This window comes from Bordetella muralis (assembly GCF_965139205.1).
Lineage (GTDB): Bacteria > Pseudomonadota > Gammaproteobacteria > Burkholderiales > Burkholderiaceae_B > Bordetella_A > Bordetella_A muralis.
This window is the reverse complement of the sequence record NZ_CBCSIU010000001.1, coordinates 248,495-264,217: the sequence shown is the minus strand read 5'-3', so window position 1 is coordinate 264,217 and position 15,723 is coordinate 248,495. Positions and strand designations below refer to the sequence as shown.

The following is a 15,723-nucleotide window of genomic DNA, read 5'->3' as shown; positions in this document are numbered from 1 at the left end:
GGCAAGACAAAAGGNCGCGGCACCGGGCCGCGTCGAAAGCCTGTCTGCACGTGGGGGNGGCGCGGCACGGAGCGGCTTCGCCGCCGTGCCGTGTTCGGCGCGAAGGTCGCGCCAATGCAGGCATGTCCGCGTGCTTCCCACGACCGGACACGCCATAACTTGCAGGGAGCGCAGCCATGACCGACCGCCGCGATGACGACTTCCGGGTGCGTCCCAGCGCCCCGAAGAGCCGGGGCAAGGGCCAGGGTCAGAGCTTCGTTTCCAAGGTGCTCAAACAGGCCGGCAAAGCCAGCAGCGGCAAGTCGGCGGTGCGCCGTCCTGGGACGGCTGGCACTGGCCAACGCCCCGGCTCGCGCCTGGGGCGCGGCCATACGGCGGCGCGCTTCGCGGGCGCGAAGCTGACGCCCATGTCGCGGCGCGTGACCATCAAGACCTTGCTGGTCAATCACCAACGGGCCAGCCCGCAATCGCTCGCCAAGCACCTGCGGTACGTCGAGCGCGACGGCGCGGGCCGCGATGGCGAACCGGGCCGGGCCTACGGGCCACAGGCGGACGAAGCCGACCTGGATGCTTTCAAGGAACGCTGCGCCGACGACCGGCACCATTTCCGCTTCATCGTTTCCCCGGAAGACGGCGCGGAACTGGACGACCTGCGCACCTACACCCGGCATCTGGTGAGCCGCATGGAAGCCGACCTGGGCACGCGGCTGGATTGGGTGGCGGTGGATCACTGGAACACCGACAACCCGCATACCCACTTGATCGTGCGCGGGCGCGACGACACCGGCAAAGACCTCATCATCGCGGGCGACTACATCACCCACGGCTTCCGCCATCGCGCCGCCGAACTAGCGACGGAGTGGCTGGGGCCGCGCACCGAACTGGAGATCCGGCAGACCTTGGGGCGCGAGGTGGAACAGGAGCGGTGGACGAGCTTGGATCGCACGCTGCAACGCGAGGCCGGCGAGGATGGCCGGGTGCGAATCGAACGCTTCAACGAGCCGAATTTGCAACGCCAGCGCCTGCTGCTGATCGGCCGCCTGCGGCGCTTGCAGCGCCTGGGCCTGGCCGACGAGACGCAGCCGGGCTCCTGGGCCATCCATACCGATGCCGAGAAGACCTTGCGCGCCCTGGGCGAGCGTGGCGACATCATCCGCACCATGCAGCGCGCCATGAGCGGGCAGCCGCGCGAGCTGGCGGTGTTCGAGCTGGGCGAGGATGGCCGCACCATCGTCGGCCGCGTGGCTGCCAAGGGGCTGGCCGACGAGCTACACGACCGCGGCTATCTGGTCATCGACGGCGTGGACGGGAGAGCCCACTACGTCGCACTGAACGCACGTGACGAGCTGGCGAACTACCCCACGGGCGCGGTAGTGGAGGTGAAGGGTTCGGCCGACGTGCGCGCCGCCGACAAGAACATCGCCGCGCTGGCGAGCGATGGCCTGTACCGCGCCGATCACCACCTAGCCATCGAACAGGGCCGGGCCAAGCCCGGACGCGACCCGCAGGAGGTTGTCGCCGCCCACGTCCGGCGGCTGGAAGCGTTGCGCCGGGCTGGCATCGTGGAGCGTGTGGCAGAGGGGCTATGGAAGGTGCCGGACGACCTGGCCGAGCGTGGCCGCCAGTACGATGCACAGCGCCTAAGCGGCGTGGCCGTAGAGTTGAAATCGCACCTGCCCATCGAGCGGCAGGCCCGCGTCACCGGTGCGACCTGGCTTGACCAGCAGTTGATCGGCGGCGGCCGTGGGCTGAGCGATATGGGCTTTGGCAGCGATACCAAGAACGCTTTGCAACAGCGCGCCGACTTCCTGGCCGAACAGGGGCTGGCTGAGCGGCGCGGGCAGCGCGTGATCTTGGCGCGCAATCTGCTGGCTACGCTGCGCAATCGAGAACTGGCGAAAGCCGCAGAGGACATTGCCGCCGAAACCGGCCTGATGTATCAACCCATCACGGACGGGCAGCGTGTGGCTGGCATCTACCGGCGCTCCGTCATGCTGGCGAGCGGGCGCTACGCGATGCTCGATGACGGTATGGGATTTAGTCTGGTGCCGTGGCGGCCGGCGGTCGAACAAAGGCTGGGGCAGCAGATCGCCGCGACAGTGCGCGGCAGTGGCGTGTCGTGGGAGATCGGCCGGCAGCGTGGATTGTCCAGATTGCTCTAATAGAGGAGGTATTCGCGCCAAGCCGCCGAGTCAAGCGCAGCAGTAGCGCAACCATCGCATCGTTAGGGATAGAGTCTTCGTCCGGCACGTAATCGAGCGGCTCGCTCAGCAAGACGGCAAGTGTCTGCGCGCGATTGGCTGGACGTGGGCAAAGTGGTGATCGGACTGAAGGTGATCAGGAACAGCCTGTTGCGGTTGACGCGGTCGCAAGAGGCCGGACTGGTACCAACATGAGGCGCGCAGCGGGCGCCGATCGCGGCTGCCGCTGCGAAACGAAGCTGAAATCGTCGCCGAGGCGCTGTATCCGGGCGCTTCAGCCAGCATGGAAAGCCGAAAGCTCATCGACCCATGTAATGCGAAGGGTCGTACGAAGTGTTGATGGAGATTTCTACATGCTCGGGCACCGCCGAGCTTAATCGGCCTTAGCTTTGGAGCTATGGTCACGGCGCGTGACCGAACCGGCTACGACCACCGGGCAGCGGCAGGTGTGCTCCTCAATGATGAAGACGGTGTCACAACAGTTGTGATTTGAAGTAAGGCGCCGCCGTTGAGAGGATTCTTTACTATCGCGTTCAAAGCGCAAGCCGCAGGTACGAAAAGGCAGTAGCGCATCTTGAGGTTAATGAATGAACGCGATTGAACTTACCGGCCCGGCTACTGATCGTTTGCAACGGATCGTTTTACCTGCACCTGACGCACCGGGTATCGGGCGTGTCCACGTCAGAATGGAGGCTGCCAGTCTCAACTATATTGATTTGGCTGTAGCGACAGGTCGTTACGGTAGTCTGTCTTACCCCTTGATTCCGATCGCCGATGGTGCAGGTGAGGTGATAGCGGTGGGCCGAGATGTCTGGCAGGTTAAACTCGGTGACCGTGTTGCGATCCACTCAAAGCCCTACTGGACGGCGGGCCACGGTAACGGCTTTGTCGCAAACCACACACGCGGCGTCACCGAGCGCGGGTCGCTGATTGAAATCGCCGAGGTTGATGCGTCTTCCGTTATCAAAGTGCCTGACCATCTCGGATGGGAAGCGATCGCGACGCTACCCGTTGCGGCAATGACGGCTTGGAGAGGATTGGAGGAAGCTGGGATCGGTCCAGGATCGACTGTGGTGGTGCTTGGAACTGGGGGCGTGTCAATCATTGGCCTGCAACTCGCCAAGGCGCGTGGTGCCAGAGTTATCGTCACTTCCTCTTCGGATGACAAACTAGAGCGGGCGCGGGCGCTTGGCGCAGATGACACCATCAACTATCGTCGGAATCCTGAATGGCAGCAAGACGTTCGACGGCTGACCGACGGCATCGGTGCAGATCTCGTCGTTGATACGGCCGGTGGGAATGAGTTTGGCCGCGCCATCATGGCCGTACGTTACGGCGGTACTGTCTACGCCGTTGGTTTTGTCGCTGATACAACTGTTCAACTTGCGCTTCTCTCTCTTATAAGCAATGGCGTCCGGGTAATCGGAATCAACGGAGGCTCTGCTGAAGATCTCGCCGGCGCAGTGGCTGCCATTGGTGCCAAAGGCATCAATCCGGTGATTGATCGCGTCTTACCGCTCTCCGCTTTGGAGGAAGGTTATCTACTACTCCAGCGCGGAGGGCACTTCGGCAAGATAGCCATAACGCTCGATTGGTGAGCCTTACCGTCGACTTCTTTCTCACGCCTCGTAATGCCTCATTGGTAAGCTTTGGCGGGAATTCGGTTATGGACGTTTCTAAAAATCCCTAACATCCTGTCACAATAGCTCCGCTGCCACGAGAGAGCGTCCTGTATGATCAGCCAGACGTCCCGGAAACTAGATATTTTGTGAAGTTGGCGCGCAAAAAGTCTACGAAGAGCCGTATCTTCGGTGTCATTTTTCGATTGCTGGGCCACACTACATGAATGGTGTTGGAGTCAGAAATATAGGTACCAAGTACTGTTTTCAATCGCCCATCTGCGACTGCGCTTTTTACAGAAAAATCAGGCACGCATGCGATCCCACGTCCTTCCAGAGCCATGTAGAGAAGGGCATCTAGGCTATTGCATACCATCGTCACGGGGAGCGAAGACGGCATCGCTATCATCTTTGAGCATTTCATTGGCCACTGATATATTTTTCCCGTAGACGCCCAGCGATAATGTAGGCACGCATGGTGCAAAAGATCGTCTGGCTTATGGGGTGTCCCGTTTTTTTTAACGTATGCGGGCGAGGCTACCAAACAAGCGCGATAGGGGCCCAGCGGACGAGATACCAGACGTGAGTCTCGAAGCGCACTTCCACGAATGACTACATCAAACCCCTCTTCGATGACATCGACAAGCCGATCGGTGAAATCAAGATCGAGTTCAATCTCGGGATGGCGCGCCATGAATTCGGAAAGCACAGGGAGCGGCAAACCCGCAGAAAGGGCCAAGCCGACCCTTAACCTACCTTGTGGGTGCTGAGCCATTGCGCTGAGCTCATCTTCAGCAGCCTGAATTTCCCCAAGAATTCGTCCGCACCTCTCCAAGAACACTTCGCCTTCGGACGTAAGGCGAACACTTCTGGTACTGCGCTGGAAGAGTCGTACACCGACGCGATCCTCCAGCCGAGAAATGCTTTTGCTTACTGCAGAGGCCGAAATTTCGAGATTTCGGCCAGCTTCGGCAAAGCTCCGCGTCCGTGCCGCCTGCACAAAGACATCTAGACCTCCTAAAGCGCTAAAACTTTCCATACCAGTCCTCAGGGCCTCTGATTGATGACATCCACGTCATGTTAGAAATGACTCATGCGTCCATGATGCTAGCAGAAGAAGGGAGCTAAGATTACCTCCTAGACGACCCATCCCCTGCGGGAAAATGGTCTTGATTGATTATTTGGAGGAATTTCTATGCTCACCACTGAGCATCTCGACGCTTACCTCAAGGCCATGGAAAATCGCGATATCGAAGCGACGAAGGACCATATGGCGGCTGATGTCGTACTCCGTAGCCCAATTGTCCCCACCCCTTTCGAGGGCAAAGAGAATGTCGTACGAGTCCTTACTCAACTTCTCGACACGGTGGACGCTTTCCAGCCAAAACTTCTGTTGCGTGAGGGGCGTGAGTTTGTGTCCGTATTCACGATCGAATTCAATGAACACATTCTGGACGGCATGGATCACATGCATTTAAACAATGAGGGATTGATCGACAGGATGACGATGGTGTGGCGTCCACTCCTATCCATTGTCGCAGTACAGCAAAAACTTGCCCCCAAATTGGGAGGCAAGGCCATGGTGTTAGTCCCAGCAGGATCGCAAACAGCTTGAATATCGACTTCCACTCAGATGAGAATCATCAAAAAATGAAGGAATATTTTTTGTCTGTTTGCAGGTCTGATATTCCAATCTCTTCCAATATTCGGTCGCACTATAAAAAAACCGACTTGCGAGATGCCTATTCTGTTTTATTGCCAAATAGTGCAACCGACGACCCCGAACGTTTGGCTCGCCATCTGCACGAAAATCCTGCGCCATGGTTTCACACGTTACTGCGTATACGCGACTTGCTGGTGGCTCCGTTGGGGATCAAGACCTCACGGCAGTTCGAGAGAGACGCCAAGCAGCAGAAAAGAGATCACATCTCGTTTTTCCTGATTTTCTCTTGCTATCGGCATGAAATCGTCTATGGGCTGGACGATGTCCACTTGGATTTTCGCGCATCAGTACTTGTCGTTCCTCCTAGTGCAGACAGTCCTTGTCGTAAGCTGGTGGCAGTCACAGTCGTCAAATGTCATAACAGCCTTGGAAGGCTGTATATCAGGCTGATCGCCCCATTCCATAAGTTGGCCGTCATCGGAGGACTCCGGCAGGCAGCCAAGATTGGCTGGCCTGCCATATAGGTGCTGGACATGATGAATTCCACCCCGGCGATCACGGGGACGCCATCTACCACTCGCGCCGTCGCTCTCCATGGCACCACGCTGGTAACCTTCTTCGCCGCCGCAAGTTCACCCACGCCGCTTTACCGGCTCTACCAAGCGCAGTGGCATTTCTCACCGCTGATGCTGACGGTGATCTTCGGCGTCTATGCACTGTCACTGCTGGCAACGCTGATAACGGCCGGATCGCTATCGGACTACATCTGCCGCAGACCAGTTATTACGCTCGCGCTGGTTCTGCAGATGGTCGCGATGGGATCGTTCCTAGCCGCATCCGATATCGTCTGGCTGATCGCAGCACGCATGTTGCAAGGCGTGGCCACAGGCTTAGCGACGGCTGCCCTAGGCGCGGCAATGCTGGATCTGCACCACGAGCGCGGGGCGCTCATTAATAGCCTCGCACCGCTCGGTGGTCTGGCCGCGGGCGCACTGGGAACGACCGCACTCGTCCAGTGGGCCTTCGCGCCACTGCAACTGGTATTTGCGCTGCTACTGGCAGCCTTCGCGATGCAGACGCTGCTCACGTGGACCACACCCGAAACCGCTTCTGGTCGCCCCGGCGCGCTGACCTCGCTGCGTCCGCGTGTGGTGGTGCCACTGCAAGCGCGTGCCACTCTGAAAGCAGTCTCACCCATCAATGTCGCGATCTGGGCGCTGGGAGGCTTCTATCTCTCTCTGATGCCCTCCCTTATTGCGCGCGCCACGGGCTCAGCCTCGGCTTGGCTGGGAGGCCTGAGCGTAGCGGCACTGACACTTAGTGGAGCGGTGGCCGTTGTTGCTTCGCGGGCGCACAATCCGCGCGTCTCTCTGCTTGGCGGGGCCATGTTCCTGGCGGCGGGACTGGTCTGCATCATGTCTGGTGTGGCCTTAGGCCGGGCCGGGCCGCTATTGGCTGGATCGGTAGCCGCCGGCGTGGGCTTCGGTGCTTGTTTCCTGGGAGCGATGCGCAGCGTGTTATCGCTGGCCGGCCCCGGCGAGCGTGCTGGGCTGATGGCGGCCTTCTATGTGGAAAGCTACCTCGCCCACGTGCTGCCCGCTCTCGCTGCAGGCTATCTGGCCCAGCACTTAGGTCTAGTAGTTACCACAGAGTGCTTTGGCGTGGCGATCATTGCTCTGGCCCTGATCGGTTTTAGAGCGATCGCGCGCCGTAAGCAATGAGTAACGACCAATCTAGTTGGATACATAGCATGATGAATACCTCGAATCCAGCAATGCCATCAGTCAAATTCGTTGAAACCAACGGAATTCGAATGGCGGTTTATGAAGACGGTCCTGCAAATGGACGCCCAGTCGTTCTCCTTCATGGGTTCCCAGAGCTTGCTTATTCTTGGCGACATCAGATTCCCGCTCTCGCCGAGGCGGGGTATCGCGTTATTGCGCCAGATCTTCGCGGATATGGCCTGACTAGTTGCCCGCCAAAGGTGGAGGATTATGACCTTGAGCATCTAATGGACGATCTCATCGGTCTGCTTGATGCCCTAAGTATCGAAAAGGCGATCTGGTTTGCCCATGATTGGGGCGGAATCCTCGGCTGGCAACTACCTCTCTTTCATCACGACCGCACCGCTGGTGTCATTGGCGTAAATACACCGTTCATTCCACATTGGCAGCTCTGGCTTCAACCGGACCAGATTGCTGATCTGGCTCCGGGCTTCGTGCCAGACCCATATAAGGACCCGATCGAACAGATGCGGCAAGTGTATTGCCCAGAAATGTATGTGTTGATGTTCCAGAATGGCGGTGTGTCTGACAAAGTTTTGGATCGCGATCCACGAAGAACCTTCCAGGCTTTCTTTCGCAAGAACGGCCTGCCCTATTCAGAATACCGAAAGCTTCCGCCGGCATCCAGGAACATGGATTTATTGACTCCATTGGCGAGGCTCAAGTCCGGCGCGTTCCTCGGCGACGATATTCTGACGCCTGAGGAGCTGAATTTCTACGCCGATCGCTATGCGAACACTGGATTCACGCCGGGAATTAACTGGTATCGAAATATCTCTCGAAATTGGAAAGCTGGTTTGGGAGTTGATCAAACAGTGCGAGTGCCGTCTCTCATGATCAGTGGCGAAGATGATCCTATATTGACGGCTGGCATGGCGAGTGGAATGAGGGCCCACGTTCCCGACCTGGAGTCTCAAGTTATTCCACGATGCGGTCACTGGACTCAGGAACACAAGCCGGACAAACTGAATGCACTAGCGCTTAATTGGCTGGCGAGACGTTTCCCGTCCCAAAAGACGGCGCGCATCATTTATCACGCCCAAGACCATTAAGCTAAATGGGCGCCATTTCAAAATGGTGCCACACGAATATTCACCACTCACAAATTAAGTAGAGGTTTAGGAATATGTCTAATTTCTCTGAAACGCATCAGAAAATCGCTCTTGTCACCGGCGCCAGCCGCGGTCTTGGACGGGCCGCCGCTGCCCGTCTCGCTAAAGCCGGATACGAGGTGTTGCTCGGCGTTAGGAACGAGACCGACGTGGCGGATTTTGTTGCCGAGGCCGCAGCTGCGGGCGAGAAGGTTCGGCCACTTATCCTCGATGTCACCGATCCCGCGACGATCACGCGGGTCGCGCAAGTGATCGAGTCCAATTATGGCTCACTAGACCTGTTGGTAAACAACGCCGGGATCATGCTTGACGGTAGCTGGCAAGGTAATACAGCGACGACCATCGATCCAGACAGTCTCCGCCGTACTTTCGAGGTGAATGTGTTCGGGGTCGTCGCAGTCACCCAGGCGATGTGGCCGCTGCTCGTCAAGGCTGGCCATGCGAACATCGTCAATGTGAGCAGCCAAATGGGATCGAACACGTTGCATGCGGATCCCCAAAGCATTCTCGCGGATCTGAAACCTTTCGCCTATGACGCGAGCAAGGCAGCTCTAAATGCCTTCACCACCCACCTGGCAGATGCCGGACGGGCCGTCGGCATCCAGGTCAACAGCGCCCATCCGGGCTGGGTCAAGACGGAACTCGGCACCGAGGATGCCTTCCTGTCGATTGAGGACGGTGTGAAGACGATCGTGGACCTCGCTCTTTTGCCGCCGAACAGCAGAACTGGTCGCTTCGAACATCGCAGCGAGGCTTTGCCGTGGTGATCTCAGGGCCGTGTCTTAAAAGGGTGCAAGACCATGCCTGAGTTCTCAAAAACTCGTCAGAAAGTTGCGCTTATCACCGGGGCCAGTCGTGGTCTTGGCCGTGCCTCCGCCGCGCGTCTGGCTCAAGCTGGCTACGTCGTGTGGCTCGGTGTCAGGAACGAAGCCGAGGTTGTTGACTTCGTTGCCGAAATCGAGGCTTCCGGCGGTCAAGCTAGGTCCATCACGCTCGATGTAACAGTTCCGGAAACGATCGAGCGATGCGCAAGTCTGATTGAGTCCGAGCATGGCTTCCTCGATCTGTTGGTGAACAACGCTGGCATTATGCTGGATATGCTAGACCGTAGCTGGCAAGGCAACACTGCTACGACCATCGATCCCACTAGCTTGCGGCGCACTTTCGAGGTGAATCTTTTCGGAGTCGTTGCCGTAACGCAGGCAATGTGGCCTCTGCTCGTCAAGGCGAGCCATGCGAACGTAGTCAACGTAAGCAGTCATTTAGGGTCGAATACATTACATGCAGATCCCGAAAGCCGTCTCGCTGGAAGGAAGCCTTTCGCCTATGCAGCCAGCAAGGCGGCGCTAAATACGTTCACCACTCATCTAGCGGATGCCGGTCGCTCGATCGGCATTCAGGTCAACAGCGCCCACCCGGGCTGGGTAAGGACGGCACTCGGAACCGAAGATGCCACGATGTCAACCGAGGAAGGGGTTGAGACCATCCTGGACCTCGCTCTTTTACCACCGAACAGCAGAACTGGTTGCTTCGAGCATTGTGGATGTGCTTTGCCCTGGTGATTTCGGGAGCGCGTCGGTACAGCTATGGGGGGCTGATCAACCTCGGCCTGCGGATTTTTAGCTGAAAACCACCTGCAAGAACTCCGCGCGCAAAGATCGTTGATGTGAGAGCCGATGGAGCGTGCGACACTTAGCCAATTCATCGTGAAGTGGGTGAAATATTAAGGCAGTCCGATATGGAATTTCGTCATTTGCGTTGTTTTCTGGCTGTGGCGGAAGAACTCCACTTTGCCCGCGCTGCTGAGCGGCTGCATATCGAGCAATCCCCGTTGTCGCGCACCATCAGAGAGTTAGAAGAAGACCTTGGCGTGCAGCTATTCGTCCGCACCAGTCGCAGCACGCGTCTGACGCAGGCGGGAAAGCTGTTTCTGGAACATGTGCCGCGTGTGTTCGCCGCTTTGCAACAAGCCCGCGACAGTGTGAAAGCAGCGGCCAATGGCTTCCAGGCGCAGCTGCGCATTGCATTGTCCGACGGTATCACGCCGTCGCGGCTGCCGGCCTTATTGGCAATGTGCCGACAGGAGGAGCCCGAGGTAGATATTCGGTTGTTCCAGGTGCCGCTATCGCAGCAGATGAAGGGGCTGCAGGACGATCTGTACGACGTAGGCTTCGCGCAGTCGGATGAGGCGGGCGAAGGCGTGGTTGCAGAAGCTGTATGGAGCGATCCGTTGATGGTGGCAGTGCCCGCCCGGCATCATCTGCTCAAGCACAAGCGCATCCCACTGGACGAAGTTCTGCAATTCCCATTGGTGTTATGCGATCCATTGGTATGCGAAGGTCACGCGCGGCAAGTCGAACGTGCGCTACGTCGCTCTGACAGAGAACCACTGGTGGTTGAGCGTGTCGCTTCGTTCGAGCTGATGATGATCGTAGTGTCGGCCGGCTTCGCCTTGGGGCTGGCCGGCGGCCCACACATCACGGCAAGTCGGGAGTCTGGCGTGGTAGCCCGTCCCTTGGCCGGGCGTTCGCCGATGCTGACGACCTACCTCCTGCGGCGCGAAGGCGAAGTTTCGGAAGTGCTGTCCCGGTTCATCGAACGGGTGCAGGCCATCGAATTGCCCGAAGGCACTAGGCCCGCTTTGCCGCCCGAACTTGATCCACAGGAGGAAATCGAGCTATGAAGAAATTTTTTTCGCTCCTGCTTGCTCTGCTGTTGACTGCTTGCGGCCCATCGGAGACACCGAAGCAGGCCAACGTCCCGACCGTGGATGAACTGGCCGCCGATCCAGGGCGGTTGAAGGAGTTGCGCCAGCAATGCAAGACCGACCGCGCTGCGCTTGGTGACGTGCTTTGCAACCGAGTAGCCGAGGCCACACGCAAGCGGTTCTATGGCGACGGAAAGACGCCCTACACGCCATCAGAAACACCACCGAAGTTCTGATCGCTAATCCTTCGCAAAAAACTCTCGTTCCTTTGCAAGCACGCCGCAGCGCGACCGCGCCTGCGGCATTTTTATTGGCTTCTTCGCAGCCTGAAACCTTGTTTTTTTCGTCATCTAGTTTCCGATAACGGTCTTTGACCGGCACTGACCCGGCACTGATCCTCGCGTTATGCGGCGCGTCCTTGTGCCGCTTTCTGATGAGGAATCAGCGCAGGGGAATCGGAGGCCAGTCATGCAATCTCAGGGCGTGCTGTTCGGGCAGATCGCCGCCGTCTTCGGCATCGTGATCGCCGGTGTGTGGAGTGCAACGCAATGGACAGCCGCCGCCCTGGGCTACCAACTACGCCTTGGCTCGCCGTGGTTCGACTTCTTTGGAACGCCGGTCTATCATCCCTGGCGGCTGTTCGAGTGGTGGTTCGTCTTCGATGCCTACGCGCCGCGCATCTTCAACACTGGCGGCACTATCGCGGGCGGCAGCGGCTTGGTGGCCGTGCTGGTTGCCATCGTCCTGTCGGTGTGGCGCTCGCGGCAATCGCGCCTTGTCACCACCTACGGTTCGGCACGCTGGGCCGATGCGGATGACGTTCGCAAGGCCGGGCTGACCCAGCCCGCCGGTGTTTTCCTCGGCCTGCATCGCGGCCAGTACCTGCGGCACGCAGGCCCGGAACACGTCCTGACCTTCGCGCCGACGCGCTCCGGCAAGGGTGTCGGCCTGGTCGTGCCGACCTTGTTGAGCTGGCCCGCGTCGGTCGTCGTTCACGACATTAAAGGCGAGAACTGGACGCTCACCGCAGGCTGGCGCTCGCGCTTCTCGCATTGCCTGCTGTTCAACCCGACCGATGCGAGGTCGGCCGCATATAACCCTCTGCTAGAAGTGCGGCGCGGCGCGCATGAGGTGCGCGACGTGCAGAACGTGGCGGACATTCTGGTCGATCCCGATGGCGCACTCGAACGCAGGAACCACTGGGAGAAGACCAGTCACGCACTGCTGGTCGGCGCCATCCTGCACGTGCTCTACGCGGACGAAGATAAAACGCTGCGCGGCGTCGCCAACTTCCTCAGCGATCCCGCTTGCCCGTTCGAGCTGACCTTGCACCGGATGATGACGACCAAGCACCTGGGCGATGCGCCGCATCCTGTCGTCGCATCTGCTGCGCGCGAAGTGCTCAACAAGTCGGACAACGAACGCTCCGGCGTGTTGAGCACCGCCATGTCGTTCCTCGGCCTGTATCGCGATCCCACCGTCGCCGAAGTCACATCGCGCTGCGACTGGCGCATCGCCGACCTGATTTCCGCCAAGCACCCGGTATCGCTGTACCTCGTAGTGCCACCTTCGGACATTAGCCGCACGAAGCCGCTGATCCGGCTCATCTTGAACCAGATCGGGCGACGGCTGACCGAATCGCTCGATGGCAGCGATGGCATCGAGCGCCGCCACAAGCTGCTGCTGATGCTGGACGAGTTCCCAGCGCTGGGCCGGCTCGACTTCTTCGAGTCCGCGCTGGCGTTCATGGCCGGCTACGGCATCCGCAGTTTTCTCATCGCGCAGTCGCTCAACCAAATCGACAAAGCCTACGGCCAGAACCATTCGATTCTGGACAACTGCCATGTGCGCGTGACCTTCGCCACCAATGACGAACGTACGGCCAAACGGATCTCCGAAACGCTCGGCACCGCTACCGAACTGCGCGCCCAGCGCAACTACGCCGGTCACCGGCTCGCGCCGTGGCTCGGTCATCTCATGGTGTCGCGGCAGGAAACGGCCCGGTCGCTGCTGACGCCGGGCGAAGTGATGCAGCTTCCGCCCGATGAATCGGTGGTGATGGTGTCCAGCCTGCCGCCGATCAAGGCGAAGAAGCTGCGTTACTACGCCGACGCCAATTTTAAGCGCCGTGTGCTGTCGCCGCCTGCGCTCGCCACCGGGCGCTATGCCGACGCGCCGCCAACTCGCCCCGACGACTGGAGCAGCCTGGCGATTCCCGCCACTCCCACCGCACCGGCCACGGCATCCGCCGATGACCTGGGCGGCACCGACGACGGCGGCCCACGCCATCAACCCGAGCTATCCGAAGTCACCGAATACAGCCCCGAACCGCAGCCCGCAGGCAACGACCTGGGACTGCTCGATGACGACGACGACCTGCCGTTGCCGCTCCCCCGCCAGTTCGACCCGGCCATGCAGCGCACGGCCCGGCTGGCTTCCCTCGACCCCAACGACGGAATCGACCTATGAGCCAATACCGCCTCAATCTGTTCATCCAGCACGAACACGCCAAACGTCTCGAAGAACTGGCCGCCAAGAAAGGCGTGTCCAAATCGTCCATCGTTGCGGCCGCGCTGGCGTCCTGGCTATCGCCGGACGCGGGCGATCAGCGCGAAGCCGCCATTGCCAAACGGCTGGATCGCCTGTCGCGGCAGACCGAACGCCTGGAGCGCGACCAGAACATCCAGATCGAGACACTGGCGCTGTTCGTCCGCTACTTCCTGACCGTCAGCACGCCCATTCCCGAGGCGCATCAAGACGCGGCCCGCGCCCAGGGCAAGGCCCGCTTCGAGCAGTTTATCGAGCAGCTCGGCAGGCACCTGCTGCGCGGCCGGAGCCTTGTACGTGAGGTGATGGAAGAACTGCATCCCGATCCAATGCGGATGGATGACGCGGCGGCACGGGCCGAAGCCCATGAACGTGCTGCGGAGCGTGCCTCATGAGCGCCGTTCCGAAGTCATCCGCAACCACCGCGCTGGATCGCCGCATCCAGATGCTGCGCACGGCAATGGGGCCGCTGATCGCCGCCGCGCTGGAAGACCCGGACGTGGTGGAAATCATGCTCAACCCCGACCGCACCCTATGGGTGGATCGGTTGTCGTCGGGCCGCACGCCGCTGGGCGTTGAACTGCCCGAGGCGGATGGCGAACGCATCATCCGGCTGGTGGCCGCCCACGTCGGCGCGGAAGTGCATCGCGGCCAGCCGCTGCTGACCGCCGAGCTGCCGGAAACCGGCGAGCGCTTCGAGGGCATCTTGCCGCCCGCCGCGCCCGGCCCAGCCTTCGCGTTGCGCAAGCGCGCCGTGAACATCATCGGCCTGGATCGCTATGTGGCCGACGGCATCCTGACAGCCGGACAAGCGGACTTCCTGCGCCGCGCCGTGCGCGAGCGGCAGAACATCCTGATCGCCGGCGGCACCAGTACCGGCAAGACCACGCTGGCGAATGCGCTGCTGGCCGAGATTGCCGCCACCGGCGACCGCGTGCTGGTGCTCGAAGACACCATCGAGCTGCAATGCGCCGCCCGCGACCATGTGCCGCTGCGCACCCGCGCCGGCGTGGTGTCGATGCAGGAGCTGGTGCGCGCCACGATGCGCCTGCGCCCGGATCGCGTCGTCGTCGGCGAAGTGCGCGGCGGCGAAGCCCTGGACTTGGTGAAGGTGTGGGGAACCGGCCATCCGGGCGGCATTGCCACCATCCACGCCGGTTCGGCGCTGGGCGCGCTGCTGCGCCTGGAGCAATTGATTCTCGAAGTGGCGGTAAACCCGCCCCGTGCGTTGATCGCCGAGGCGGTCAACGTCGTCATCCACATCGCCGGACGTGGCCGCAAGCGCCACGTCGAAACCATCGCCCGCGTCGGCGGCTTCGACGCTGCGGGCTATCGCCTGGCGGATGGGCTGGAAACGCCGTTTCCCGAACTGATGCCAGTTCCTCTTGCAGCCGATGCCGCTGCGCCTTCCTCGTCCCCTGACCATCCTGGAGAACTGCCATGACGCAGATGAACGCCCATGCTTTGCGCATTTCCGTAAATCCGGCTTCGGCCTTCGCCCGCCTACGGCGGCTGGCCGCGCCGACACACCACGGCCTGCTGCTGGCCGCCACCATGCTGATGACGGCCGGCACGGCGAAGGCTGCCGGTTCCTCGATGCCGTGGGAAGGCCCGCTGCAATCCATCCTCGATTCCATCCAGGGGCCGGTGGCGCGCATCGTCGCGGTCATCATCATCATCGCCACCGGCCTGGCGCTGGCCTTCGGCGATACCTCGGGCGGCTTCCGCAAGCTGATCCAGATAGTGTTCGGCTTGAGCATCGCTTTCGCCGCGTCCTCGTTCTTCCTGTCGTTCTTCTCGTTCTCCGGCGGGGCCGTCGTATGAGCACGGCCAACGACCTTCCGGGCTTCGAGGTGCCGCTGCATCGCTCGCTGACCGAGCCGATCCTCATGGGCGGTGCGCCGCGCACCGTGGCAATCGCCAACGGCACGCTGGCCGCCGCCGTCGGGCTGGGCCTGCAACTGTGGATTCCCGGCGCGGTGCTCTGGCTCGTCGGTCACTCGCTGGCCGTCTTGGGCGCTCGCGTCGATCCGCAGTTCATGCAGGTCTTCGCCCGGCACATCAAGCATAAGCCGCTGCTGGACGTGTAA

The 15,723-nt window shown here is 60.5% G+C and carries 16 protein-coding genes; 15 read left to right on the top strand and 1 reads right to left on the bottom strand.

From position 1 onward, the window contains the following. Positions 1-176 precede the first annotated feature (176 nt). Both ACNA0I_RS01210 and ACNA0I_RS01205 read left to right on the top strand, forming a co-directional pair. Positions 177-2,162: a DUF3363 domain-containing protein gene (locus tag ACNA0I_RS01210; RefSeq protein ID WP_415804238.1), complete on the top strand. Its 1,986-nt coding sequence runs from the start codon at positions 177-179 to the stop codon at positions 2,160-2,162. Positions 2,163-2,788: 626 nt separating this feature from the next. Beyond that, positions 2,789-3,799 (top strand): zinc-dependent alcohol dehydrogenase family protein, encoded by a 1,011-nt coding sequence (locus ACNA0I_RS01205; protein WP_415804237.1) that lies wholly within the window; start codon positions 2,789-2,791, stop codon positions 3,797-3,799. A gap of 139 nt (positions 3,800-3,938) precedes the next feature. On the opposite strand, the gene ACNA0I_RS01200 is transcribed toward ACNA0I_RS01205, so the two are convergent. Then, positions 3,939-4,859, bottom strand: coding sequence for a LysR family transcriptional regulator (locus ACNA0I_RS01200; RefSeq protein WP_415804236.1), 921 nt, complete (start codon positions 4,857-4,859; stop codon positions 3,939-3,941). Between the two features lie 156 nt (positions 4,860-5,015). Here ACNA0I_RS01200 and ACNA0I_RS01195 point away from each other — a divergent pair, with 156 nt between their 5' ends. The 13 genes from ACNA0I_RS01195 to ACNA0I_RS01135 all read left to right on the top strand — a co-directional run bounded on the left by ACNA0I_RS01195 (position 5,016) and on the right by ACNA0I_RS01135 (position 15,723). Then, the gene (locus tag ACNA0I_RS01195) at positions 5,016-5,435 is read left to right on the top strand and encodes a nuclear transport factor 2 family protein (RefSeq protein ID WP_415804235.1); all 420 of its coding nucleotides are present in this window, start codon (positions 5,016-5,018) and stop codon (positions 5,433-5,435) included. Continuing rightward, positions 5,432-6,007 carry a DUF2867 domain-containing protein gene (locus tag ACNA0I_RS01190; protein ID WP_415804234.1) on the top strand — a complete coding sequence of 192 codons (576 nt, stop codon included), beginning with the start codon at positions 5,432-5,434 and terminating at the stop codon, positions 6,005-6,007. Before ACNA0I_RS01195 ends, ACNA0I_RS01190 begins: the two co-directional genes overlap by 4 nt. A 9-nt stretch (positions 6,008-6,016) precedes the next feature. After that, the gene (locus tag ACNA0I_RS01185; protein WP_415804233.1) at positions 6,017-7,204 is read left to right on the top strand and encodes an MFS transporter; all 1,188 of its coding nucleotides are present in this window, start codon (positions 6,017-6,019) and stop codon (positions 7,202-7,204) included. A gap of 29 nt (positions 7,205-7,233) precedes the next feature. Next, positions 7,234-8,319 (top strand): alpha/beta fold hydrolase, encoded by a 1,086-nt coding sequence (locus tag ACNA0I_RS01180; RefSeq protein WP_415804232.1) that lies wholly within the window; start codon positions 7,234-7,236, stop codon positions 8,317-8,319. Positions 8,320-8,393: 74 nt separating this feature from the next. Further along, entirely contained in the window at positions 8,394-9,146 is a 753-nt protein-coding gene (locus ACNA0I_RS01175; RefSeq protein WP_415804231.1) for an SDR family NAD(P)-dependent oxidoreductase, read from the top strand. A 33-nt stretch (positions 9,147-9,179) separates the two neighbouring features. Then, positions 9,180-9,941 (top strand): SDR family NAD(P)-dependent oxidoreductase, encoded by a 762-nt coding sequence (locus ACNA0I_RS01170; RefSeq protein WP_079390969.1) that lies wholly within the window; start codon positions 9,180-9,182, stop codon positions 9,939-9,941. A gap of 176 nt (positions 9,942-10,117) precedes the next feature. Beyond that, positions 10,118-11,062, top strand: a complete 945-nt coding sequence (locus tag ACNA0I_RS01165) for a LysR family transcriptional regulator (protein WP_023980326.1) — start codon at positions 10,118-10,120, stop codon at positions 11,060-11,062. Next, entirely contained in the window at positions 11,059-11,322 is a 264-nt protein-coding gene (locus tag ACNA0I_RS01160; protein WP_415804230.1) for an EexN family lipoprotein, read from the top strand. The genes ACNA0I_RS01165 and ACNA0I_RS01160 overlap by 4 nt, the downstream gene beginning before the upstream one ends. Positions 11,323-11,554: 232 nt before the next feature. Next, complete coding sequence (locus tag ACNA0I_RS01155; protein WP_415804229.1) at positions 11,555-13,555, top strand: conjugal transfer protein TraG; 2,001 nt, start codon at positions 11,555-11,557, stop codon at positions 13,553-13,555. After that, complete coding sequence (locus tag ACNA0I_RS01150; RefSeq protein ID WP_023980323.1) at positions 13,552-14,028, top strand: CopG family transcriptional regulator; 477 nt, start codon at positions 13,552-13,554, stop codon at positions 14,026-14,028. The genes ACNA0I_RS01155 and ACNA0I_RS01150 overlap by 4 nt, the downstream gene beginning before the upstream one ends. Next, the gene (gene trbB, locus ACNA0I_RS01145) at positions 14,025-15,077 is read left to right on the top strand and encodes a P-type conjugative transfer ATPase TrbB (protein WP_415804227.1); all 1,053 of its coding nucleotides are present in this window, start codon (positions 14,025-14,027) and stop codon (positions 15,075-15,077) included. Before ACNA0I_RS01150 ends, trbB begins: the two co-directional genes overlap by 4 nt. Beyond that, entirely contained in the window at positions 15,074-15,457 is a 384-nt protein-coding gene (locus ACNA0I_RS01140) for a TrbC/VirB2 family type IV secretion system protein (RefSeq protein WP_023980321.1), read from the top strand. Before trbB ends, ACNA0I_RS01140 begins: the two co-directional genes overlap by 4 nt. Continuing rightward, positions 15,454-15,723: a VirB3 family type IV secretion system protein gene (locus tag ACNA0I_RS01135; protein WP_023980320.1), complete on the top strand. Its 270-nt coding sequence runs from the start codon at positions 15,454-15,456 to the stop codon at positions 15,721-15,723. The genes ACNA0I_RS01140 and ACNA0I_RS01135 overlap by 4 nt, the downstream gene beginning before the upstream one ends.